Raw genomic sequence first — 22878 nt, 5'->3', positions numbered from 1 at the left:
CTTTCGCTTTTGGGGAGGGGCGCCGCGCATTTGCAGCCCGGGTAAGCGGAGCGCACCCGGGGTGCCGCAAGCTCCGGAGAAGTCGCATCCCCCCGGGGTGCGCTTCGCTTCCCCGGGCTACAACAGCTTAGCCGCACCACAACAGCCTCGACAGCTCCCGCCCGCCCACGCCCCATTGCAGAAATGTGACGACTGGATGTCATAGCGCTGTAACAAAAAGATCATCAAATGGCGCAGCCCGGCACGCAGCCGGATCCACCACACCTGGAGTTGCGCATGAACCCGTCGTCGGCCCGCATTGCCGCCCTCGCCTTCGCCATCGCCCTGACCGTCGCCGCGTGCAAGCCGGCCGGCGAGAACAACGCACCGGCCAGCGCCGCCGACGCGGGCGCGGGCGCCGCCACGCAGGCCGGCGACAAGGTCGCCGCGCAGATCACCGGCGCCGGCGCGACCTTCATCTACCCGCTGATCTCGAAGTGGTCGGACGACTACAACAAGGCCACCGGCGCGAAGGTCAACTACCAGTCCATCGGTTCCGGCGGCGGCATCGCGCAGATCAAGGCCGGCACGGTGGACTTCGGTTCGTCCGACAAGCCGCTGCCGTCCGACGAGCTCGCCACCGCGGGCCTCGGCCAGTTCCCGTCGGCGATCGGCGGCGTCGTGCCGGTGGTGAACATCGAAGGCATCGAGCCCGGCAAGCTGCGCCTCACCGGCCCGCTGCTGGCCGACATCTTCAGTGGCAAGGTCGCGACCTGGAACGATCCGGCGATCGCCGCGGTGAACCCGGGCCTGGCGCTGCCGTCGACCAAGATCAACATCGTCCACCGCTCCGACGGTTCGGGCACCACGTTCAACTTCACCAACTACCTCTCCAAGGTCTCGCCGGAGTGGAAGTCGAAGGTCGGCGAAGGCACCTCGGTGCAGTGGCCGGGCGGCGTGGGCGGCAAGGGCAACGAAGGCGTCGCCTCCTACGTGAAGCAGATCAAGGGCTCGATCGGCTACGTCGAACTCGCCTACGCGCTGCAGAACAAGATGGCCTTCGCCTCGCTGCAGAACGCCGCGGGCAACTGGGTGCAGCCGAGCGCCGAAACCTTCCAGGCCGCCGCCGCGGGTGCCGACTGGGCGAGCGCCAAGGACTTCAACCTGGTGATCACCAACGCGCCGGGCGACCAGGCGTGGCCGATCACCGCGACCAATTTCATCCTGATGTACAAGACGCCGAAGGACGCCAAGCGTGCGGCCGACACGCGCGAGTTCTTCAAGTGGGCCTTCGAGAACGGCCAGTCGCAGGCGCAGGCGCTGGACTACGTCCCGCTGCCGCCGGCGCTGGTGCAGCAGGTCGAGGCTTACTGGGCGGCTGAGTTCAAGTGACGATTTGCGCCTGCGCGCTTCGCGCGCAGGCCTTTGCCAAATCGTCATCCCCCCGAACGCGGGGCTCCACCGTTCCGGCACTTCAAGCTCCACCCACGCGCAAGCGAAGCAACGATCACCCGCGTCACCGTCATCCCGCGAAGCGGCGAACCCATGAACGCAGCACCGGCCCGCACTCCCTCTCTCCCGGCGAGTCGGCGAAACGTCCATGGATTCCCGCCTTCGCGGGAATGACGAGCCACACCGGACCCGCTCCGGTTCACGAATCCCCAACGCGGCACCACCACGCGGCCACGACCTCCGGATGAACGCCACCACCCTCCCCGCCGTCGAAGTCCCCGCATCGCGCGACCACAAGGACGCGCGCAACGACCGGCTGTTCCGCTACGTCCTCACCGGCACCGTGGTCTTCGTGCTCGTCGCGCTCGCCAGCGCGGCGCTGTCGATGCTGTGGGGCGGGCGCCACGTCCTCGAGAGCGAGGGCCTGAGCTTCTTCTTCAGCGCGCAATGGAACCCCGTCGAGGACCAGTACGGCGCGCTCGTTCCGATCTATGGCACCGTCGTCACCGCGCTCATCGCGATGCTGATCGCGGTACCGGTGAGCTTCGGCATCGCCTTCTTCCTCACCGAAGTCGCGCCGCGCTGGGCGCGCGGCCCGATCGGCACGGCGATCGAACTGCTCGCCGGCATTCCCTCGATCATCTACGGCATGTGGGGCCTGTTCGTGCTCGTGCCGGTGATGACCGAATACGTCACGCCGTGGCTCAACGACCACGCCGGCACGCTGCCGGTGATCGGCGCCCTGTTCCAGGGCCCGCCGCTGGGCATCGGCATGCTCACCGCCGGCATCGTGCTGGCGATCATGGTGATCCCGTTCATCTCGTCGGTGATGCGCGAGGTCTTCCTCACCGTGCCCACGCGCCTGAAGGAATCGGCCTACGCGCTGGGTTCGACCAAGTGGGAAGTGAGCTGGGACATCGTCCTGCCGTACACGCGCTCGGCGGTGATCGGCGGCATCTTCCTGGGCCTGGGCCGCGCGCTGGGCGAGACGATGGCGGTCGCCTTTGTCATCGGCAACAGCGTGAACTTCTCCGCGTCGCTGCTCGAACCCGGCACGACCATCGCCGCGCTGATCGCCAACGACTTCGGCGAGGCGACCGAAACCTACCGTTCCGCGCTGCTGCTGCTGGGCTTCGTGCTGTTCATCGTCACCTTCGTGGTGCTCGCGATCGCGCGCTTCATGCTGCTCAAGCTCGCGCGCAAGGAGGGCAACTGATGAGCGCCCCCACCGTGTCCGTGAAGACCGAACGCGAATTCAAGGTCGCCGACGCGCTGTACCGCCGCCGTCGCATCATCAACGTCGTATCCCTCGTGCTGGCCTGCGCGGCGGCGCTGTTCGGCCTGTTCTTCCTGGGCTGGATCCTGTGGACGCTGATCGCCAAGGGCATCGGCGGCATCAATTGGGCGCTGTTCACGCAGAACACGCCGCCGCCGATGCAGGAAGGCGGCCTGATGAACGCCTTCTTCGGCAGCGCCGTGATGTGCGTCATTGCCATCCTGATCGGCACGCCGCTGGGCATCGCCGCCGGCACGTGGCTCGCCGAATACGGCCACGCACGCAGGTTCGGCACGGTGGTGCGTTTCGTCAACGACATCCTGCTGTCGGCGCCGTCGATCGTGCTGGGCCTGTTCGTCTACACGCTCGTGGTGATGCAGACCGGCGGCAACTTCTCCGCGCTCGCCGGCGCGATCTCGCTGGCCTTCATCGTGCTGCCCGTGGTGGTGCGCACCACCGACGAGATGCTGCGCCTGGTGCCGGCGCAGATGCGCGAAGCCGCGCTGTCGCTCGGCGTGCCGCAGTGGAAGGTGATCGTGCAGGTGCTCTACCGCAGCGCGTCGGCGGGCATCGTCACCGGCGTGCTGCTCGCGCTGGCCCGCATCTCAGGCGAAACCGCGCCGCTGCTGTTCACCGCGTTCGGCAACCAGTACTGGTCCACCAACGTGCTGCAGCCGATGGCTTCGGTGCCGGTGGTGATGAACCAGTTCGCCGGCAGCCCGTACGAGTCGTGGCAGGTGCTGGCCTGGGCCGGCGCACTGGTGCTGACCGTCTTCGTCCTCCTCATCAGTCTCGTCGCGCGCGCCATCGTGCTGCGCAACCGGATCAGCCATGACTGACCTTTCGAACCTCTCGGGCCTTTCGCCCCGGACCACCGCCATGAACGACGCCCGCATCGCCCTCGCCACGCCGGAGCGCAACACCGTCGCCGCTGCCGCGTCGCCGGTGAAGCTCGCCGCACGCGGTCTGAACTTCTACTACGACAAGTTCCACGCGTTGAAGGACATCAACCTGGAGGTCCCCGAGAAGCGCGTGACCGCGCTGATCGGCCCCTCCGGCTGCGGCAAGTCCACGCTGCTGCGCATCTTCAACCGCATCTATGCGCTGTATCCGAAGCTGGAAGCGCGCGGCGAGGTGCTGCTGGACGGCGAGAACATCCTCGATGCGCGCTATCCGATGAACCGCCTGCGCAGCAAGGTCGGCATGGTGTTCCAGAAGCCGGTGCCGTTCCCGATGACGATCTACGAGAACGTCGCTTACGGCATCCGCCACCACGAGAAGCTGTCGAAGTCCGAGATGGACGCGCGCGTCGAGCACGCGCTGCGCCAGGGCGCGCTGTGGGACGAGGTGAAGGACAAGCTCAACGCGAGCGCGCTCGGCCTGTCCGGCGGCCAGCAGCAGCGTCTGTGCATCGCGCGCGCCGTCGCGCTGCGCCCCGACGTGCTGCTGCTCGACGAACCGACCTCGGCGCTCGATCCGATCTCCACCAGCCGCATCGAGCAGCTGGTCGAGGAGCTGAAGAAGGACTACACGATCGTCATCGTGACCCACAACATGCAGCAGGCCGCGCGCGTGTCGGACTTCACCGCCTTCATGTACCTGGGCGATCTGATCGAACACGGCACGACGGACACGATCTTCTCGAATCCGACGAAGCAGCAGACCGAGGATTACATCACCGGCAGGTTCGGATAAGCCGGGAACGGGGAATGGGGAATCGAGAGTCGGAAGAGCTCGTCTCCTCACTCCCTCCCGCCCTGCCGCTTCTGCGATTCCCCATTCCCCATTCCCCATTCCCGGTTCCCAAGACAGATGACCATGCACGACCACATCGTCAAGAGCTACGACGACGAGCAGCGCCGGCTGCTCAACGAGACCCTGCGCATGGGCGAGATGGCCGCCTCGCAGCTGGAGGCCGCGCTCGACGTGGTCCAGCGCCGCGACGACAAGGCCGCCGAACGCATCATCGCCAACGATGAAGCCATCGACGCGCTGGAGCAGGAAGTCAGCCACGACGTGATGAAGCTCGCGCTGCGCGGACCGATGGCGCGCGACCTGCGCGAGATCCTCGCGGCGATCCGCATCGCCTCCGACATCGAACGCGTCGGCGACTACGCGGCCAACGTCGCCAAGCGCTCGCTCGCGCTGAACCTGTCGCCGCCGCTGCCGCACGTGAGCGGGCTGCATGCGATCGGCACGCTGGCCGTGCAGCAGGTGCGCGACGTGCTGGTGGCGTATCGCGACAACAACGTCGAACTCGCCCAGCGCGTGCGCGCGCGCGACGCCGACCTGGACGTCGCCTACACCGCGCTGTTCCGCGAACTGCTCACCTACATGATGGAAGACGCGCGCGCCATCACGCCGTGCACGCATCTTCTGTTCATGGCGAAGAACATCGAGCGCATCGGCGACCACGCCACCAACATCGCCGAGAACGTGTGGTTCCTCGTGCGCGGCGAGGAAGCCCTCCCGCCGCGCGAGAAGCGCGACGGCAGCAGCACGACGGCGGCGCCGTAACGCTTCTGTAGCCCGGGTAAGCGAAGCGCACCCGGGGCGAACGAAGCAGCAAGCGTCAACGACGCGGCAAGTTCACAAACACCGTCATCCCCGCGCAGGCGGGGATCCAATCCTGCGAACTTCATGCGCTCCAGATGAGGTGACGCGTTCACGGTCGGATTCCCGCCTGCGCGGGGATGACAGGCTGCGCTTGGGCCAAACCGCCCCGGGTGCGCTTCGCTTACCCGGGCGACAAACGCCCGGCATTCATTTCACCGCGTATCCCGCCCGCCTCGGCGCATTCACCGCCGCGGCCCACGACTCATGGCCTATGACGCGACGCGCCGGATTGCGCAAAGTCGCGCTGCGCGGATGCGTTCGCGCGGAAACCGCTTCCATCACGTGCTGCACTGCGTCACGTGAAGCGGATTTCACCGGTCGCTATCCTTTGCCCTGTCATCGTTCCCAGGCCTGAAACCGGGCCATCCTCCGCGGGGTCCCCCGCATCGCGCACAGGAGTTCACTCATGTCCAGCAAGACCAGCAAGACCGTCGTCCTCGTCGCCGGCGCCGCCCTGGCCGGTGGGATCGCCCTTTCCGGCTCGGCGTTCGCCATGACCGACCTGGCCTCGGGCTACATGCTCAGCGCCGGCGAAGGCAAGAAGGCCGGCGAAGGCAAGTGCGGCATGGAAAAGATGGACGCCGACAAGGACGGCAAGGTGTCGCAGGCCGAATTCGGCGCAGCGCACAACGGCGACACCAGCAAGTTCGCCACGCACGACGCGAACCAGGACGGCTTCCTCTCCGCCGACGAACTGAAGGCGAAGAAGGGCGACAAGATGGAAGGCAAGTGCGGCGAGGGCAAGTGCGGCGGCATGCATTGAATGCGAGTCCCTCGCAAAAGCCCGCACATCCATGTGCGGGCTCTTCAATAGTGCGTCGCTCATGGACAGGCAATGAGCAGCCTGGCTGACACTTCGGTCGGACTCGGACTGCGGCGGGCCCTGCTGGGCCCGCTGCGGGACGCCGCCGCGGGCGACTTCGATTTCCTCGAATGCGCCCCGGAAAACTGGATCAGCGTCGGCGGCAAGCTCGGCGAAGCGCTCGACGAACTCGCCGCGCGCCATGCGATCACCTGCCACGGCCTCTCGCTTTCGTTGGGAGGTTTCGCGCCGCTGGATGAAACCTTCCTCGCGCGGGTGCGCCGGTTCCTCGACCGCCACCGCGTCGCGCTGTACAGCGAACACCTGAGCTACTGCGCCGACGACGGCCAGCTCTACGACCTGCTGCCGCTGCCCTTCACCGACGAAGCGGTGCACCACGTCGCCGCGCGCATCCGCCAGACGCAGGACATCGTCGGCCGCCGCATCGCGGTGGAGAACGTCTCCTACTACGCGACGATGCCGGTGGATCGCGATCAAACCGCGCTCGACGAGGCGGCCTTCATCAACGCGGTGCTGGACGAGGCCGACTGCGACCTGCTGCTCGACGTCAACAACGTCTACGTCAACGCGATCAACCATCGCTACGACCCGCACGACTTCCTCGCCGCGATGCCGGCGCAACGCATCGCCTGTTTCCATGTCGCCGGCCATTACGACGAAGCCGACGACCTGAAGGTCGACACCCACGGCGCGCCGGTGAAGGACGCCGTGTGGTCGCTGCTCGGCGAGGCGTATCGGCGTTTCGGCGCGCGCCCGACGCTGCTGGAGCGCGATTTCAACATCCCGCCCTACGCCGAACTGCTCGGCGAACTCGACATCGTGCGTCGCCTCATGCGCGAACACGCGCCCGCATCGATCACGCATGCGCACGCCTGACGCACCGCCGCGCCTGCGCGTGCAGCAACTCGCGCTGACGCGCCACCTGCGCGATCCGCAGGCCGCGCCCGCGCCGGACGGGGTGGAAGACCGGCGCCTGTCGATCTATCGCGACCTGGTCTACAACAACGTCGAAAGCCTGCTGGCCGGCAATTTCCCGGTGCTGAAGCAGGTGCTCGGCGATGCGGACTGGCGCGCGCTGGTGCGCGGTTTCTTCCGCGTGCATCGCGCGCAGACGCCGCTGTTTCCCGAGCTCGGCCGCGAATTCCTGCGCTTCCTCGACGCGCGCGAAGACCTCGCGCCCACGCTGCCTCCGTTCGCCGGCGAACTGGCGCATTACGAATGGGTCGAACTCGCGCTGCAGATCAGCGACGCCGAACTGCCTTCGTCCGACGCGCGCGGCGACCTGCTCGACGGCGTGCCGGTGCTGTCGCCGCTGGCCTGGCCGCTGGCGTACGCATGGCCGGTGCATCGCATCGGGCCGGATCATCGCCCCGCCATGCCGCCGCCGGAACCAACGCTGCTGCTGGTGCGCCGCGTCGCCGATGGCGAAGTGCGGTTCTCGCAGCTGAGCCCGCTGGCGTTCCGGTTGTTGCAGCGGCTGGACGAGTCGCCCGACCTGACCGGCCGCGCGCAGCTGGAGGCCTTGGCGTCGGAAGCCGGACACGCGGATGCCGCCGCGTTCGTCGAACAGGGCCGCGCGTTGTTCGAGCAGATGCGCGGCGCCGGCGTGGTGCTGGGGACGCGCACCGCTGCATAGCGCACGCAGCGGCTTCCAGGCAGACCGCGGACGAGCCCGCCAACGCGCAGGCCGCACTGGCCCCGTCTGCTACCCTTTCCCGCATGCAGAACGCCGACGCACCCGCCCCGCCCACCCGCCTTTGCAACCGGTTCCGGGGCTTCCTGCCCGTGGTGGTGGACGTGGAAACCGGCGGCTTCGACTGGAACCGCCACGCCCTGCTCGAAATCGCCGTGGCGCCGATCGACATGGACGAGAACGGCCTGCTCGTCGTCGGCGAGATCACCAGCAGCCACGTCGTGCCGGCCGAAGGACTGGACATCGATCCCAAGTCGCTGGAAGTGACCGGCATCGTCATCGACCACCCGTTCCGCGATGCGAAACCCGAGCGCGTGGCGCTGGAAACCGTGTTCGCCCCGGTGCGCGCGGCGCTGAAGAAGCACGGCTGCCAGCGCGCGATCCTGGTCGGACACAACGCGCACTTCGACCTGAATTTCCTCAACGCGGCCGTCGCGCGCAGCGGGCACAAGCGCAATCCGTTCCATCCCTTCAGCGTGTTCGACACGGTCAGCCTGGCGGGCGTCGCCTACGGGCAGACCGTGCTGGCGCGCGCCGTGCAGGCCGCCGGCCTGCAGTGGAACAGCGAGGAACAGCACTCGGCCGTGTACGACACCGAGCGCACGGCGCAGCTGTTCTGCCGCATCGTCAACGCGTGGCCGTCGCCGGTGCCGCCGGTGGTGGCGCCATGAGCGCGACGCCGATGCAGCGCATGCTCGCCGGCGAGCTGTATCGCGCCGACGACGCGGAAATCCAGGCTGCCCAAGCCGCGACCCGCGAATGGCTGGTGCGCTACAACGCGGCGCTGGGGATGACGCCGGCGCAGCGCCATTCGCTGTTGGCCGAACGCCTGGGCGCGGCCGGCGAAGGCAGCGAGATCCGCCCGCCGTTCCATTGCGACTACGGCTTCAACGTGCATCTCGGTCGCGGCGTGTTCCTCAACTTCGACTGCGTGATCCTGGACGTGGTCCGCGTGGAGATCGGCGACGGCACGCAGATCGGCCCGGCGGTGCAGATCTACACCGCCGACCACCCGCGCGATCCGGCGGTGCGCCGCGAAGGCTGGGAGTTCGGCAAGCCGGTGGTCATCGGCCGCAACGTGTGGATCGGCGGCGGGGCGATCCTGCTGCCGGGCGTGACCGTGGGCGACGATGCGCTGATCGGTGCCGGAAGCGTGGTCACGCGCGACGTCCCGGCCGGCGCGACCGTGGCTGGCAATCCCGCGCGCATGGTGTCCAAGGGCCCGTAGCCAGCCCGCGCAGTGTTTCGCAGCGCGCAACGCGTTGTCGCCCCGGCGGGGCGTTCCACCTGCGTGCTCGCGCACCGAGAATGCTCCGCCGATGCCGCGTGGCACCGGATGCGAGAGAGCGCCGTGATGGCTTAAAACCGTTTTAAAGAACCGCTGCTGGAATGCTCCGTCGCAGGCGGCGCATCGCGGCGACACGAACCTCGATGCGATCCTTTCGCACCCCACCGTCGGCCCCGCGCGTGTCCACGACCGCGCCGGCCGTCGCCCAGACTGGATGTCCCCCATGAACCGTTCCGGATGGCTGTTTCCGGCCGTCTTGCTGTACGCCATCGCCGGCGCCGCGCAGGCCGACGGCCGCGCCGACTGCACCCACGGCCCCACGCGCCTGCCGCCGATCGTCAATCTGCGCGTCGACAACGACCTGCTCGGCGGCCAGGACCAGGGCTACAGCAACGGCGTGCAGCTCACGCTGGTGTCGCCGAACCTGCGCGACTACACCGACGATCCCTGCATCCCGCGCCTGGCGCGCTGGGTGAACCGCCATCTCGAAGCGCTGCAGCCGGCGACGTTCGAGCAGCAGAACATGATCGCCACCTTCGCGCAGGGCATCTACACGCCCACCGATTTCAGCCGTAGCGACCTGATCGAGGACGACCGCCCCTACGCCGCCGCGCTGCTCGTCGGCCTTGGCTACAACGCGCGCGAAGGCGACCGCCTGCGCACGACGCAGTTGCAGTTCGGCGTGGTCGGGCCGGCCGCGCTCGGCAAGGAAGCGCAGGACGCCGTGCACCAGATCACCGGCAGCGAGAAGTTCCGCGGCTGGGACAACCAGCTGGAGAACGAGCCGGTCTTCCGCATCGTCCACGAGCGCATGCGGCGGTTCTCGTCGAACGACGGCATGCCGGGCTGGGGCTGGGACACGATCGCGCACTACGGCGGCAGCTTCGGCAACCTGGCGACGTACGCCAACGCCGGCGCCGAATTCCGTTTCGGCCGCAACCTGCCCGACGACTTCGGCAGCACCCCGCTGCGCCCCGCCGGCGAGAACACCGCCCCCACGCGCGAACCGCAGAGCCAGTACACGCCGGGTGCGCACCTGTTCCTGACCATGGATGCGCGCTGGGTGCTGTGGGACATCACCCTGGACGGCAACACCTTCCGCGACAGCCACAGCGTCGACAAGCGCCACGCCGTGGCCAACGTCGGCTACGGCGTGGCGGTGATGTTCAACCGCTGGAAGTTCGCGCTGGCGCGCTACCACGGCACGCGCGAGTTCGACGGGCAGAAGGAAACGCCGGTGTTCGGGAGCTTCACGATCAGCCGGGCGTTCTGAGACCCGCGTCAGGCCACGGTGGCCGTCCTCGCCCGGGCTTCCGATTGCCGGCGCAGGTCGAGCAGGAACGCGTGCAGCATCTCCGTCGACAGCCCGTGCAGCGTCAGGCGGAAGCCGGCGCGCAGCGTCGACATCGGCACCAGTGGGTGGCGGTTGTTGAGCAGGATCAGGTGCGCGTGCGCGTCCAGGATCGTCGCGGCGTACAGGCCGATCGTCTCGTCCAGCTGCAGCGAATGCGTGGCGCGCCAGAAGTCGCTGTCGGTGAGCAGCAGTTGGTAGATCGGCGTGAACAGCTCGATCGAACTCTGCAGGTCGAGGAAATTGCGGCGCCGCCGCGGCATGTCCTCCAGCCGCAGCGACGGCTGTTCGATCATCGACAGGTCCGCGTGCTCGACGCGTTGCAGCCGCTGCCCCGATTCGCGCAGCGCCTGGTTGAGGCGGATCACGAAATTGAACAGGTTCAGGTCGTGGATGAGGAACATTTCCTCGCGCACGTCCTCGATCCTGGCCGGCTTCAGCGGATTCGTCGGCACCTCGACCGGCGCATTGGCGGCGATGAACTGCAACACCTGCGACCCCAGGTGGAAGTGGCGCAGGATCAGCCAGTTCGCTTCGGGACGGATGAAGTTCTCCATGCCCCATGCCAGCAGGCGGTGCAGCGCGCGCGAGAAGGCGAGCCTGCGCGGCAGCACGACCTTGAGCACCTGGAACAGCACGATCAGCGTGCGCGCGAACGGCCGCATGAACGGCAGGATGAACTGGCGCGATCGCGAACTCGAATCGGCGAGCCACGCGCGCTTGACGTCCTCGTCCAGCGGCGTGCTCAGGTCCAGGTACATCGCCAGCCACGGGCTGGGATCGCCCGTGTCATGGCCTTTCGACAGGAAATGGGGATCGCGCTTCATGGCTTCACCACGTGGTCGAACTGCATCAGGTAGAGCTCCGCCGTCCGCCGCGCCGTGTCGACGATGGACCGCGCGCCGGTGCCGTCGCGATCGTGCTGCAGGACGATCTCCACCGCGCGCAGCCAGCGCAGCAGGTGATGCTCGTCGTTGGCGCCGTGGTACTCCAGGAAGCGGAACGCATCGGCCGGCAGCTCGAGGCTCGCCTTCATCAACGGGAGTAGCGCCGGAATGATGCGCTGCCCGGTGCCCTCGATGATGTAGATCGCACCGAGCAGGCCCAGTGGATTGGGCGTGGCGGCCAGCGCATGCAGGTAGGCGTTGAGCGCCTCGCCGCCGGGATTGCGGCGCAGGCGATCGATGTCGGCGATCTCGCCGCCAGCCTTGCGGTAATCCTCGAACAGGATGAGGAAATCGCCCTGTTCGTCGCCCGCGTGCGTTTCGATGAGCGCAGCCAGTTCGCCGTACGGCGCCTGCACCGACGCGGCACCTTCGCGCATCCAGCGACTGCCTTCGCGCACCTGCGGGATCCAGTGCTGCATCCATTGCAGGTAATCGTCGCGGTCGAAGCGGCGATCGCGCAGCTTGCGGATGACCGGCGTCCGCCACGCGCGCGAACGGTAGTCGTGCCAGATCGATGCGAGTTCGCCCAGCAGGTGCTGCAATCCGGGCGCGGCGTGGGCCGGATCGTGCGGCGGCGCGATCGCCTCTTCGTCCGGTTCCGGCGCGGCAACGCGGGCCGGAACGGGCGCGGCTCGAACCGGCGCATCGGCCGCCTCGACCTCGATCAGCGCGAACGACACGGTGAACCGGCCCGATTCGGGGACGAAGCACAGGATGCGTTCGCCCGGCTTCGGCGCGTGCGTGCGCAGGAACTCGTCGAGCATGATGAAGATCGACGCCGCGCCGGTGTTGCCGCGAACGGTGAGGTTGCTGTACCAGCGCTCGCGCGGGATCGCCAGGCCGGCCTTGTGCATCAGCTCGTCGACCACCGGCGCGAAACGTTCCGACGAGTAGTGGCAGAGGAAATGGTCGATCCGCGGCACGTCGATCCAGCCGGCGTGCGCCAGCTCCGCGTACTCGTGGACGCCGATGTCGAACAGGTGCGGCAGCAGGCGGATGTCCTGCCGCAGGAACAACGCGCCGCTCTCCTCGGCCTCGCGCCAGGAGGCGAAGTCCAGGTGCGAGCGATCGCGGTCGGGCGTCAGTCCCAGCTGCATGCAGACCGGGTAATCGCCGGAGAACGAACGCTGGTGGATGAAGCGCAGCCGCAGGCGCACGCCGGTGCTTTCGCCGGGCGTACTGGTGAGCAACAGTGCGCCGGCGCCGTCGGACAGCATCCAGCGCAGGAAATGCGCGTCGAAGTCGGCATCGTAGTCGCGGGCGGCATAGCGCGAGCGCTTGAACAGGCGCGACGGCATTTCCGCCGCGGCGACCAGCGCATTGCGATGCGAGCCCAGCTCCAGCGCGGCTGCGGCGCTCTCCCACGCGCCCACGCCCGATGCGCAGATGCCGTGGCTTGAGAAGGTCTGCATCGGCGGTGCGCCGAGTTCGCCCTGCACCATCGACGCGAAGCCCGGCATCAGCGCATCGCCGCCCGACGTGCCGCAGGCCAGCAGGCCGACGTCGTCCAGCCGCAGGCCGCCATCGTGCAGGCAAGCGCGGATCGCAGCCGCGGCCATGCCTGCGCAGGAGTGCACGGTGCGTCCTTCGGTATCGACCGCGTAGTGGCGCGAGCGGATGCCGTTCTCGGACAGGATGCGCCGCTTGATGCGGCCGGAAATCCGGTTCAATGGCGCGATGTAGGCGTCCATTGCCTCGTTGTCGATGGCCGGGCCCGGCAGGAATCGGCCGCTGCCCGGTATCCAAACGCGCTCGAACTGGGTAGGCATCAAGTCTCCGGAAGGATGGCGCCCGCCGGCGAACGTATCGACTGCGTGCGGAAGCGGGCAATGCAGGCGCCGAGCACGAACACGCGCCCGACGTAGAGGAAGAAGCCGCGCTCGACCAGGCGCTCGTCCACGCGCGGGCGATAATGCGCGTGCAGTGCCGGCAGCTCCGACCAGTGCGCGCGGGCATGTTCGTGGTGCGCGGTATGCAGGCCGATGTTGAACAGCAGCGGGTTGATGGCGCCTTCGAAGTTGCGCGCGTAACCGTAGCGGGCGCGATCGTCCGCATGCGCGTGCTGCAGGTAGTTCGCGCCCAGCAGCCAGTGCAGTCCGACCAGCTGCGGCACGATCACCAGCACCAGCGCCTTGCCCGCATCGATCCACAGCAGCAACGCCCACGACGACAGCCACAGCACGTACTGCAGCACGTACCAGCGGAACACGCGCGGTGCGCGCTTGTGGATGCCTTCGAGCCAGCGCGACACCAGCGGATAGACCGCGAACGCGGCTTGGAACGGATGCAGCATCCAGCCGGCCAGGTGGTTGTGGTCGCCGAACCGCCACGTTCGGCTCACGTCGCCCGGGCCGTGCCGGTGGCGATGATGGTTGCGGTTGTGCGCGGGATGGAAGACGAACGTCGGATGCCCCTGCAGCAGCGTGATCGCCAGGTCCGTGGCGCGATTCGCCAGGCGGCTTCGCCACAACGGCAGGTGCGCGTGGTTGTGATGGATCACGCTGATGGCGACCGCGAGGAACAGGCTCGCCGCGAGCAGCCATGCGTCGAAGCCATGGAGCCACTGCCATCCCATGAGCATGGGCTGCATCGAGAGATAGGCCAGGCTCTGGATGTCGCGCCAGTGGCGCAATGCGCCGAGGGAGGCGGGTCGACGTGTGGGCGGCGTCATGCGCGATCCCCGTCGCGGTCCTGCGGGCGCTCCGCCGCGGATGGAATCGCCGATCCGAACACGCGATCGAACACCCCCAGCAGGAACCCGAAATTCCCCCGGCTTTGCGCATGGTGCAGTTGGTGGCGACGACTCGCGCCGAGCCAGCCGCGCGCCGGCTCGTTTGCGCTGAACTCGTAGTTCGCGTGCCCCAGGTTGTTGAGCACGATGCTGATCACCGGAAGCGTGGCCAGCGCGGCGAAACTGACGTCGTGCAGCAGCATCGGGATGAGCGGCACGCTCCCCAGCATCAATGCTTCCACCGGGTGGAACGCGTAGGTGGAAAACGGCGTGGCGACGGTGGAACGGTGGTGCGCGGCATGGAAACGCCGCAACCGTCGCGTGTGCAGCAGGCGATGGTTGACGTAGAAGTGCAGCTCGTTCCAGAGGAAGAGCGCGACGATCTCGATGGCGATGCGCCAACCCGGAGGATCGACCGCAAGCCCCGCCCAGCCCAGCCGCAGCAGTCCCCACGGCACGACCAGCCCGAGTCCGAACACCAGGATCGAACGCGACGAAGCGGCGACTTCGCGGCGCAGCTGGCCCGGCGCTAGGCGGCGCGTATCGATCGTGCGTCCGAATCCCAGCGCGGGGCACAGCCGGCGCACGAGCCACCATGTCGTTGCACCGGTCACGAAATACAGCGCCGCGAAATACGCGACGCCCACGGCCATGACCTGCCACGCATCCAGCGCGACGAACCAGTGTTCCATTGCTCCCCCGGGCACGGCGATGGCGAACGGTAGCATCGCCGGGGGCGGGTCGTCCTACGAAAGATTCGGGAGGTCGCCGGCCCGGCAACGCGCCCCGATCAGGGGCTGGCCAGCTTCAACCCCACCAGCCCCGCCACGATCAGGCCCACGCTCACCAGGCGCAGCGGGTTGGTCGGCTCGTTGAACAGCACGATCCCCAGGATCACCGTGCCGACCGCACCGACGCCGACCCAGATCGCATACGCCGTGCCCACCGGCAGCGATTTCATCGCGATGCCGAGCAGTCCCAGGCTGATCGCCATCGCCGCGACGGTGCCGACCGTGGGCCACGGCTTAGTGAAGCCGTCGGTGTACTTGAGGCCGATCGCCCAGCCCACTTCGAACAGGCCGGCGAGAACGAGGATGATCCAGGACATGACAGTCTCCAATCGGATGGGGCCGTCCCCGGGCGGATGGAGCGGCGGGGTCGTCCCCGCTTCCTGAAGAAACCGGATTGTTTCACACGATGCGAGGCGCCGGCTTAACGCCGCGTGCCCTTACAGGCGCGCTTCCGGCGGGTTCGCATCCACGCAGATGATGTTGCGGCCCTGGTTCTTCGCGCGGTACATCGCCGCGTCGGCGCGTTCGAGCAGCCGCGCGGGCGTGTCGTCGAACCGGCATGCGGCGACGCCGACGCTGAAGGTCACGCGCAATCCGGCAACGCCCGCCCACGTCGCGTGCCGTTCGAAGGTTTCCTGCAGGCGCTCCAGGATCGTGATCGCCTCGTCCAGCGTGGTGTCGGGCAGCAGCAGCGCGAACTCCTCGCCGCCCAGGCGCGCGAGCAGGTCGGCGGCGCGGCTGCCGCCGGCGAGCCGGATCGCCGCCTCGCGCAGCACCGCATCACCCACCGCGTGCGAGTGCGTGTCGTTGATGCGCTTGAAATGGTCCAGGTCGATGAGCGCCAGGCACAGCGGATGCCCCGCGCGTTGCGCCACGGCCATGTCGCGCGTGAGCACCTCGTCGAAGCGACGACGATTCGGCAGGCCGGTGAGCGCGTCCTCGCGCGCCTGGCGTTCGTACGCCACGGCCTGGCGGCGCACGCGTTCGAGCAGCTGCGCACGTTCGCGATCCACGGCGAGCAGGCGTTCGGCCTGCGCCTGCAGGTCGCGCGTGCGCTCGTTGACCAGCCGGGCCAGTCGCAGGTTCTTGGTGCGATAGCGATGCAGCAGGTAGCGGTACAGCGCGAACAGGCCCGCGAGCAGCAGCAGCGCGGCGACCACGCGCGCGTCGGTGCGCTGCCACCACAGCGGCTTGATCGTGAACGCCCAGCTCGCCACATCCTGCGTCCACGCGCCGCCCGGATGCGCCGCGGCGACCTGCAGCACGTAATCGCCGGGCGGCAGGCCCATGTATTCGACGGTGCGCTGGCGACCGCGTTCGACCCAGTCCGCGTCGAGCCCGATGAGCCGCGTGCGATAGCGGATGCGATCGGACATCACGTAGCTCAGCCCGACGTACGACACGCCGATGCGCTTGCCGCCGGGCAGCGCGGCGCGTGCGTTGAACGGCACGACGCGGCCGTCGAGTTCGACGCGTTCGATCACCGTCGGCGGCGCGCGGCGGTCGAGGTAGCGCTGCAATCTCGCCGGATCCACCGCCGCGACACCGGCCGCGGTGGCGATCCACACGCTGCCGTCGCGGCGCAGGATCGCCGACGGCGAGGAGCTGCCGTTGCCCTGCGCGCTGGGCAGGCCGTCGGCCTCGGTGTAGTGCTCGACCGGCACCGGCGTGCTCTGGCCGTCGGCCGCGGCGTCGAGCGCGTCCATGCGGATGCGCAGCACGCCGCGATTGCTGGTCACCCACGCATTGCCGAGGCGATCGGGAACCAGTTGGAACACCGCATCCACGGGCAGGCCCTGCTCCAGGCCGACGCGCGTGAGCTTGCCCGCGCGATGGCGATACAGGCCGCGATCGGTGGAAATCCACACGTCGCGACCGACGCCCTGGAAACCGAACACCGAACGCGCGCCGCCCATCGCGTCGACGTCGATGCGTTCGACGCGATCGCCGCGCAACACGTGCGCACCTTCGACCGAGCCGATCCACAGCGCGCCGTCGATGCTCGCCAGCGCGGTGATCAGGCCCTGCGGCAGGCCGGGAATCGACGGCACGCGCGCGCCCTCGCCGCCCAACACGACGAGGCCGCGGCGCGTGCCGGCCCAGACGGTGCCGGCGTCGTCGACGGCGATCGCGCGCACGTGCCCGCTCGGCACGCCTTCGTCCTGCGCGTAGCGTTGCCGCAGGCGGCCCTCGTGCAGGCGGAACACGCCGTCGGCATACGTGCCGACCCACACGTCGCCGTCCGGCCCCTGCGCGATGCTCAACACCGACAGCGCATCCGGGCTGCGGCCACGCACCTCGATGTGTTCGATACCTCCGTCGTTGCCGAGCCGGTCGAGCCCGCCACCGCCGCCGATCCACAGGTTCCCGTCGCGGTCCTCGAGGACCGCGCGGACGTACTCGCCGGACAGCCCGTCGCGCCGGGTGATCGCACTGAAGAGGGTTTCGCGCAGGCGGAACAGGCCGCCGTTCGCGCCGACCCAGATGCTGCCCTCGGCGTCCTCGAGCAGGCTGGCGATGCGCCCGTTCGGCAGGATTTCGCCGGCCGGCAGGCGTTCGACGCCGTGCGATCCGATGCGCAGCAGGCCGTGGTTCTCGGTGCCCAGCCACAGGTCGCCGTTGCGGTCGCGCAGCATCGCGGTGAAGTGGCCCATGCCCGGCAGACGGCGCACCAGCGTCGCTTCGCCGCCCTGCACGCGATGGATGCCCTCGCCCGCCACCACCCATCGCGAACCGCCGGCGCCGCGATACGGCCAGGCCAGCCCGCGCGGCAGGTTCCAGCGCGGCGGCGCGCGTTCCCAGCGGCCGTCGGGCTGGCGGATCACCAGCCCGTCCATGGTGCCGACCCAGATGCGGTCCTCGGGGTCGATGACCATGCGCGGGTAGCTCGCCGGCAACGGGATGCCCGCCGGCGGCGGGAAGTAGGCGAAGCGCTCGTCGGGATCGAGCCGCCCCATGCCATGGTTCTCGAACAGCAGCCACAGGCGGCCGTGGCTGTCCATCGCCATGTCGTGGATCAGCGCCTGCGGCCAGTCCTTCGTGCGTTCCAGGAAACGCCATTGGCCATCGGGCTGCTGGCGCCCGAGGTTGCCGCGCGAATCGCTCAGCCACAGCCGGCCCTCCGGATCGACGTAGAGCGAACCCACGCCGTTGTCGCGCAGCGCGGGCGTGGTGCCGCGGTTGATCACGGTGAAGTCGATGCCGTTGTAGCGGACCGCGCCTTCCCAGGTGGCGAACCACAGGTGGCCTTCCGGCGTCTGCGCGATGTCGCGCAGCGAGTTGTGCGGCAGGCCGTTGCGCGTGGTCCAGGCGTCGACGACGTAATCGCGCAGCGGTGGCGGTCCCACGACCGGATGGGCGTTCGCAATGCCGCACGCCGCCACCCACGACGCGCACACGACGAGCCATCGCCGCCAACCGCGGCGTTCTCCCCGTGTCTGCGTAGCCCCCATCGCGATCCCGGTTCCGTCGTCCCGCAGGCGTTATCGGCCCTTTGCCCCCACGCTCAACCCCGCTGGCGTACCGCTTCGAACAGCGTCACGCCGGCGGCCACCGACACGTTGAGGCTTTCGACGCTGTCGCCGCCCGGCATCGGGATGCGCACCAGCTGGTCGCAGTTCTCGCGCGTGAGCCGGCGCAGGCCATCGGCCTCGCCGCCGAGCACGAGGCCGACGTTGCCCTTGAGGTCCAGCGCGTACAGCGAGCCTTCCGCCTCGCCGGCCAGGCCGTACAGCCACACGCCCATCTTCTGCAGATCGCGCATCGTGCGCGCCAGATTGGTCACCGGAATGACGGCGACGCTGTCGGCCGCGCCCGCGGAGGTCTTGCGCACCGTGGCATTCACCTGCACCGACTTGTCCTTCGGGATGATCACCGCCGTCGCACCCGCCGCCGCCGCGCTGCGCAGGCACGCGCCGAGGTTGTGCGGGTCCTGCACGCCGTCGAGGATCAGCAGCAACGCACGGCCTTCCGCGCTTTCGACGAGCGCTTCGAGTTCGTTCTCGTTCCACGTCTTCGCCGCGGCATAGCGCGCGACCACGCCCTGGTGGCGCAGGTTGCCGACCACGCCGTCCAGCGCCTGCGTGGCGACGCGGCGCACGTCGATGTCGAGCCGGCGCGCGTTGCTCTCGATCTCGGTGATGCGCGGGTTCTTCGCGCCGGCCTCGATCAGCACCTCGCGCACGTGTTCGGCGTCGTGTTCGAGCGCCGCCGACACAGCGTTGATGCCGGCGATCCATTGTTTCTGGCTCATGGGAATTCCGGGATTGCGGGGCGCCGGGCGGGCGCCAGAAGGTCCGTATCGTCGGGCCGGCCGGGGGCGGCGGTCCAGTGTTTTGTGCGGGAGGTCGCGGATTGGGGGCCTGGGTGGCGCACCAACCCGGTATTCCTGAACGGATCGGCCCGATCAGGCAAGGCGTGCCGAGGCGCGCCGCTTACCGCATTTGTAGCCCGGGCAAGCGAAGCGCACCCGGGGAAGCGCACGTCCACAGCAAGCGCAATCGCGCGGCACTTCACCCCTCCCCTGCATTCGCAGGGAGGGAGCAATTCCGTGGGCTAACCGCGCCTCAATACTTCTGCTTCACCCGGCGCGCCGGCTGCCCGCGCGGCGGCAGCGATTTCGCGCCGCGCTCTTCCACCAGCTTGAAGTCGATCTTCCGGTCTTCGACGCTCGCCTTCATCACCACGATGCGCACGCGGTCGCCCAGGCGGAACTCGCGTCCCGACCGCTCGCCCGACAGCGTCTTGCGGATCGGATCGAACTGGTAGTAGTCGTGCGGCAGCTGGGTGACGTGGACCATGCCGGTCACCTTCGACTCCACCAGTTCGACGAACAGGCCGAAGCTGGTCACGCCGCTGATCACGCCATCGAACTCGCCGCCGACGTGCTGTTCCATCCACGCGGCGCGGTAACGCTCGTCGACCTCGCGCTCGGCCTCGTCGGCACGACGCTCGCGCTCGGAACACTGCAAGGTGAGCGCGGCCATTTCGCTGGGCGAATAGCGGTACTTCTCCGGCCTGCCACCGGTGAGCGCGTATTTGATCGCGCGATGCACCAGCAGATCGGGATAACGACGGATCGGCGAGGTGAAGTGCGTGTACGCCTCCAGCGCCAGGCCGAAATGGCCGACGTTCTCCGGCGAATACACCGCCAGCGACTGGCTGCGCAGCAGCACCGATTCGATCAGCGCGGCATCGGGACGCTCGCGGATCTTCTTCAGCAGCGCGGTGAAATCGCGCGGTTCGACGCGGCCCCATGCCGGCATGCGCAGCTTGAACTCCTTGAGGAACTCCAGCAGGTCGGCGTACTTCTGCTCCGGCGGGCGCTCGTGGATGCGGAACGGCGACGGCACGTGCCTGGCCATCAGGTACTTCGCCGCCTCCACGTTCGCGGCGATCATGCATTCCTCGATCAGCTTGTGCGCGTCGTTGCGCTGGAGCATGCCGGCCTGCACGACTTCGCCCTTCGGGCCGAGCACGAAACGCACTTCGCTGGATTCGAATTCGATCGCGCCGCGACGCTCGCGCGCCTTGGCGAGGATCTGGTACAGCTGGTGCAGCCGCTCCACGTTCGGCATCAGCGACCCGATGCGTTCGATCGCATCGCGCTTGTCTTCCTCGCGCACGTCCTCGCCCACCGCGTTCCACACCTGCGTGTAGGTGAGGCGCGCGTGCGAGTTCATCACCGCTTCGTAGAACTTCGACTTCGTGACCTCGCCTTCGCGATCGATCTGCATGTCGCAGACGAAGCACAGGCGGTCGACCTTCGGATTCAGCGAGCAGATGCCGTTGGACAGCGTCTCCGGCAGCATCGGCACGACGAAGCCTGGGAAATACACCGACGTGGCGCGCTTCTGCGCCTCATCGTCCAGCGGCGTTCCGGGGCGCACGTAATGCGAGACGTCGGCGATGGCGACGACCAGGCGGAAGCCGTTGCGGTTGGATTCGCAATACACCGCGTCGTCGAAGTCCTTCGCGTCCTCGCCGTCGATGGTCACCAGCGGCAGTTCGCGCAGGTCCACGCGCTGCGCGGCGATCTCCTCCGGCACGGTGAGCGGCACGTCGCTGGCTTCGTCGAGCACCGCCTGCGGGAATTCGTGCGGGATCTCATGCCCGTGGATCGCGGCCTGCACCGCCAGCGATGCGGTGAGGCGATCGCCGAGCACCGCGAGCACGCGGCCGATCGGCGTGCGCTGCGGGCCGTGTTCGTCGGGCGCCTCGATCAGCTCGACCACGACCAGCTGGCCGTTCTGCGCGCCCAGGCGCTCGTCCGGCGGCACCTGCACGTTGCGCTGGATGCGGCGGTCGTCGGGCACCACGTAGCTGATGCCGGCTTCCAGGCAGAAGCGGCCGATCAGGCGATTGAGACGTCGTTCGAGCACGCGCAGGACCGCGCCCTCGCGGCGGCCGCGACGATCCACGCCGGTGACGCGCGCGAGCACGCGATCGCCGTGCATCGCCTTGCGCATTTCCATCGGCGGCAGGAACAGGTCGTCGCCGCCGCCGGATTCGGGACGGAGGAAACCGAAGCCGTCGGGATTGGCGATCACCACGCCGGGAATCAGGTCGAGCTGCTGTGCCGGCAGGAACTCGCCCATGCGGTTACGCAGCAGCTGGCCGTCGCGCACCATCGCGCCCAGGCGCTTGCCCAGCGCGTCGAAGCGGCTTTCCTCGGTGAGGTCCAGGCGCTGCGCCAGATCGTCGGCGGACAGCGGACCATCGGCCTGCACGAGCAGCTGCAGGATCATCTCGCGGCTGGCGATGGGCTGCTCGTAACGGGCGGCTTCGCGCGCGGCGTAGGGATCGTGGAAGGCCGGGGCGGCACCGCCGCGCGCGCGGCGCACGGGGGGCGGCGATTCGGGCATCCACGCGGGAAGCTTGCGACCGCCGCCTGCGGACCTGGCGGATTTCGCGGGTTTTCCGCTGTGCGAAGGGGCCTTGCGGGAGGCGTTCTTGCCGGACTTGGCAGCGGACTTGGCGCCAGGCCTGGCGCCGGACTTGGACGAGCCGGAGGCTTTACGTTTCATGCCACGCATGGTCGCACATCCGCATGAATACGGCGTCTTGGCGGCGCGACGGGCGCGGGAGCCGGCGACGAAGGGTGCGATGCCTTCGACGCGGATCAGAGCGGATCAGGGGCACGCATGAAAGCGATGTGCATACATCACCGCCGCGCCAGGATCGCCTCCAGTTCACGCCGGACGAACGCATCCGGCTCGCCGCTGGCCCGGCAGATCCACGTCTCGTGCGTGAGCTGGCGTTCGATCGAGAAGCCCGAACTGCGCAGCATCGCCAGCACGCAGGCATCGTTGGGCGCCCACCAGTTGGTCGGATCGCCGGCGAGGCGATGCTCGATGAAGGCCATGCGCGGCCAGCCGCGCGCACGCAGGCGGTCGCGATCGTCCAGGCCCACGTCGGGCGGCGTCACGACGTGCTCCGTCTCCGGCATCGTCATCGTCTGCAACACCATCCGGTCGCGCGCCTTGCGCCGCACCAGGTCCAGCGCGAGCAGCGGATGGCGCAGGTGGTACAGCACGCCCATCAGCCACACCCAGTCGAACCGGCCCGGCAGATCGGCCACCTCGTAGACCTGCATGCGCCGGAACTCGATGCGGTCGTGCAGGCCGTACTGCGCCGCCGCCCAGCGGGCCTGGTCGAGGTAGTGCGGGTCGATGTCGATCGCCGTCACGCGCGCGCCCCGCCGGGCCAGTTCGAAACTGTAGAAACCCGCGTTGCAGCCGATGTCGAGCACGGTCGCGCCGTCGAGATCATCGGGAATGTGCGGCGCGATCTGCCGCCACTTGAACGCCGGGAAATCGCCGTACTCGTGCTGCGGCGCGGTTTGCACGCCGCCGGGGAGATGCAGGTTGTGGAACCACGGACCGAGCTCGCGGATCGTCGCCTCGACGCCGCCCGTCGCGCGCGCATCCATG

Annotated in this window: 20 protein-coding genes; 11 read left to right on the top strand and 9 right to left on the bottom strand. The window is 68.6% G+C overall.

Annotated elements, in window-relative coordinates:
• Positions 1-276 precede the first annotated feature (276 nt).
• The 11 genes from pstS (at position 277) to AC3ANK_RS05580 (ending at position 10400) form a co-directional block, all read left to right on the top strand.
• Positions 277-1371 (top strand): phosphate ABC transporter substrate-binding protein PstS, encoded by a 1095-nt coding sequence (gene pstS / locus AC3ANK_RS05630; RefSeq protein WP_484172347.1) that lies wholly within the window; start codon positions 277-279, stop codon positions 1369-1371.
• A 304-nt stretch (positions 1372-1675) separates the two neighbouring features.
• Positions 1676-2647, top strand: coding sequence for a phosphate ABC transporter permease subunit PstC (pstC, locus tag AC3ANK_RS05625; RefSeq protein WP_206859496.1), 972 nt, complete (start codon positions 1676-1678; stop codon positions 2645-2647).
• Positions 2647-3546 carry a phosphate ABC transporter permease PstA gene (pstA, locus tag AC3ANK_RS05620; RefSeq protein ID WP_484172346.1) on the top strand — a complete coding sequence of 300 codons (900 nt, stop codon included), beginning with the start codon at positions 2647-2649 and terminating at the stop codon, positions 3544-3546. Before pstC ends, pstA begins: the two co-directional genes overlap by 1 nt.
• Positions 3547-3586: 40 nt before the next feature.
• On the top strand, positions 3587-4402 hold the full coding sequence (pstB, locus tag AC3ANK_RS05615) for a phosphate ABC transporter ATP-binding protein PstB (RefSeq protein WP_484172345.1): 816 nt from the start codon (positions 3587-3589) through the stop codon (positions 4400-4402).
• Between the two features lie 117 nt (positions 4403-4519).
• A complete protein-coding gene (gene phoU / locus AC3ANK_RS05610) occupies positions 4520-5224 on the top strand; it encodes a phosphate signaling complex protein PhoU (RefSeq protein WP_206859499.1) in 705 nt (234 codons plus the stop codon).
• A gap of 505 nt (positions 5225-5729) precedes the next feature.
• Entirely contained in the window at positions 5730-6086 is a 357-nt protein-coding gene (locus AC3ANK_RS05605; RefSeq protein WP_206860382.1) for an EF-hand domain-containing protein, read from the top strand.
• A gap of 72 nt (positions 6087-6158) precedes the next feature.
• Positions 6159-7022 carry an HvfB family MNIO-type RiPP peptide maturase gene (locus tag AC3ANK_RS05600; RefSeq protein ID WP_484172344.1) on the top strand — a complete coding sequence of 288 codons (864 nt, stop codon included), beginning with the start codon at positions 6159-6161 and terminating at the stop codon, positions 7020-7022.
• Positions 7009-7782, top strand: coding sequence for an HvfC family RiPP maturation protein (locus AC3ANK_RS05595; RefSeq protein WP_484172343.1), 774 nt, complete (start codon positions 7009-7011; stop codon positions 7780-7782). The genes AC3ANK_RS05600 and AC3ANK_RS05595 overlap by 14 nt, the downstream gene beginning before the upstream one ends.
• 83 nt (positions 7783-7865) lie before the next feature.
• Complete coding sequence (gene rnt, locus AC3ANK_RS05590) at positions 7866-8510, top strand: ribonuclease T (RefSeq protein WP_206859511.1); 645 nt, start codon at positions 7866-7868, stop codon at positions 8508-8510.
• On the top strand, positions 8507-9067 hold the full coding sequence (locus AC3ANK_RS05585) for a sugar O-acetyltransferase (protein WP_206859514.1): 561 nt from the start codon (positions 8507-8509) through the stop codon (positions 9065-9067). Before rnt ends, AC3ANK_RS05585 begins: the two co-directional genes overlap by 4 nt.
• A gap of 274 nt (positions 9068-9341) precedes the next feature.
• Positions 9342-10400 (top strand): lipid A deacylase LpxR family protein, encoded by a 1059-nt coding sequence (locus AC3ANK_RS05580; protein ID WP_484172342.1) that lies wholly within the window; start codon positions 9342-9344, stop codon positions 10398-10400.
• Positions 10401-10408: 8 nt separating this feature from the next.
• Here the strand turns inward: AC3ANK_RS05580 and AC3ANK_RS05575 are convergent, their stop codons facing one another.
• From AC3ANK_RS05575 to AC3ANK_RS05535, 9 genes are all read right to left on the bottom strand, one after another.
• Positions 10409-11305, bottom strand: a complete 897-nt coding sequence (locus AC3ANK_RS05575; protein ID WP_484172341.1) for a DUF6999 family protein — start codon at positions 11303-11305, stop codon at positions 10409-10411.
• Complete coding sequence (locus AC3ANK_RS05570) at positions 11302-13194, bottom strand: iron-containing redox enzyme family protein (protein WP_484172340.1); 1893 nt, start codon at positions 13192-13194, stop codon at positions 11302-11304. Before AC3ANK_RS05570 ends, AC3ANK_RS05575 begins: the two co-directional genes overlap by 4 nt.
• The gene (locus AC3ANK_RS05565) at positions 13194-14096 is read right to left on the bottom strand and encodes a fatty acid desaturase (RefSeq protein ID WP_484172339.1); all 903 of its coding nucleotides are present in this window, start codon (positions 14094-14096) and stop codon (positions 13194-13196) included. The genes AC3ANK_RS05570 and AC3ANK_RS05565 overlap by 1 nt, the downstream gene beginning before the upstream one ends.
• On the bottom strand, positions 14093-14848 hold the full coding sequence (locus AC3ANK_RS05560; RefSeq protein ID WP_484172338.1) for a sterol desaturase family protein: 756 nt from the start codon (positions 14846-14848) through the stop codon (positions 14093-14095). The genes AC3ANK_RS05565 and AC3ANK_RS05560 overlap by 4 nt, the downstream gene beginning before the upstream one ends.
• Positions 14849-14946: 98 nt before the next feature.
• Positions 14947-15264 carry a quaternary ammonium compound efflux SMR transporter SugE gene (gene sugE, locus AC3ANK_RS05555; RefSeq protein WP_206859533.1) on the bottom strand — a complete coding sequence of 106 codons (318 nt, stop codon included), beginning with the start codon at positions 15262-15264 and terminating at the stop codon, positions 14947-14949.
• A gap of 120 nt (positions 15265-15384) precedes the next feature.
• Positions 15385-18399: a diguanylate cyclase gene (locus tag AC3ANK_RS05550; protein WP_484172337.1), complete on the bottom strand. Its 3015-nt coding sequence runs from the start codon at positions 18397-18399 to the stop codon at positions 15385-15387.
• Positions 18400-18452: 53 nt separating this feature from the next.
• On the bottom strand, positions 18453-19199 hold the full coding sequence (gene rlmB / locus AC3ANK_RS05545; protein WP_206859536.1) for a 23S rRNA (guanosine(2251)-2'-O)-methyltransferase RlmB: 747 nt from the start codon (positions 19197-19199) through the stop codon (positions 18453-18455).
• 313 nt (positions 19200-19512) lie between these two features.
• Positions 19513-21972: a ribonuclease R gene (rnr, locus tag AC3ANK_RS05540; protein WP_484172336.1), complete on the bottom strand. Its 2460-nt coding sequence runs from the start codon at positions 21970-21972 to the stop codon at positions 19513-19515.
• A gap of 137 nt (positions 21973-22109) precedes the next feature.
• Positions 22110-22877 (bottom strand): TIGR04290 family methyltransferase, encoded by a 768-nt coding sequence (locus AC3ANK_RS05535; RefSeq protein WP_484172335.1) that lies wholly within the window; start codon positions 22875-22877, stop codon positions 22110-22112.
• Position 22878: the final 1 nt, after the last annotated feature.

It is taken from the genome of Lysobacter sp. SCRH-1R (assembly GCF_057747855.1).
Note: the sequence above shows the minus strand (reverse complement) of the source record. Positions and strands in the feature narration are given on the sequence as shown.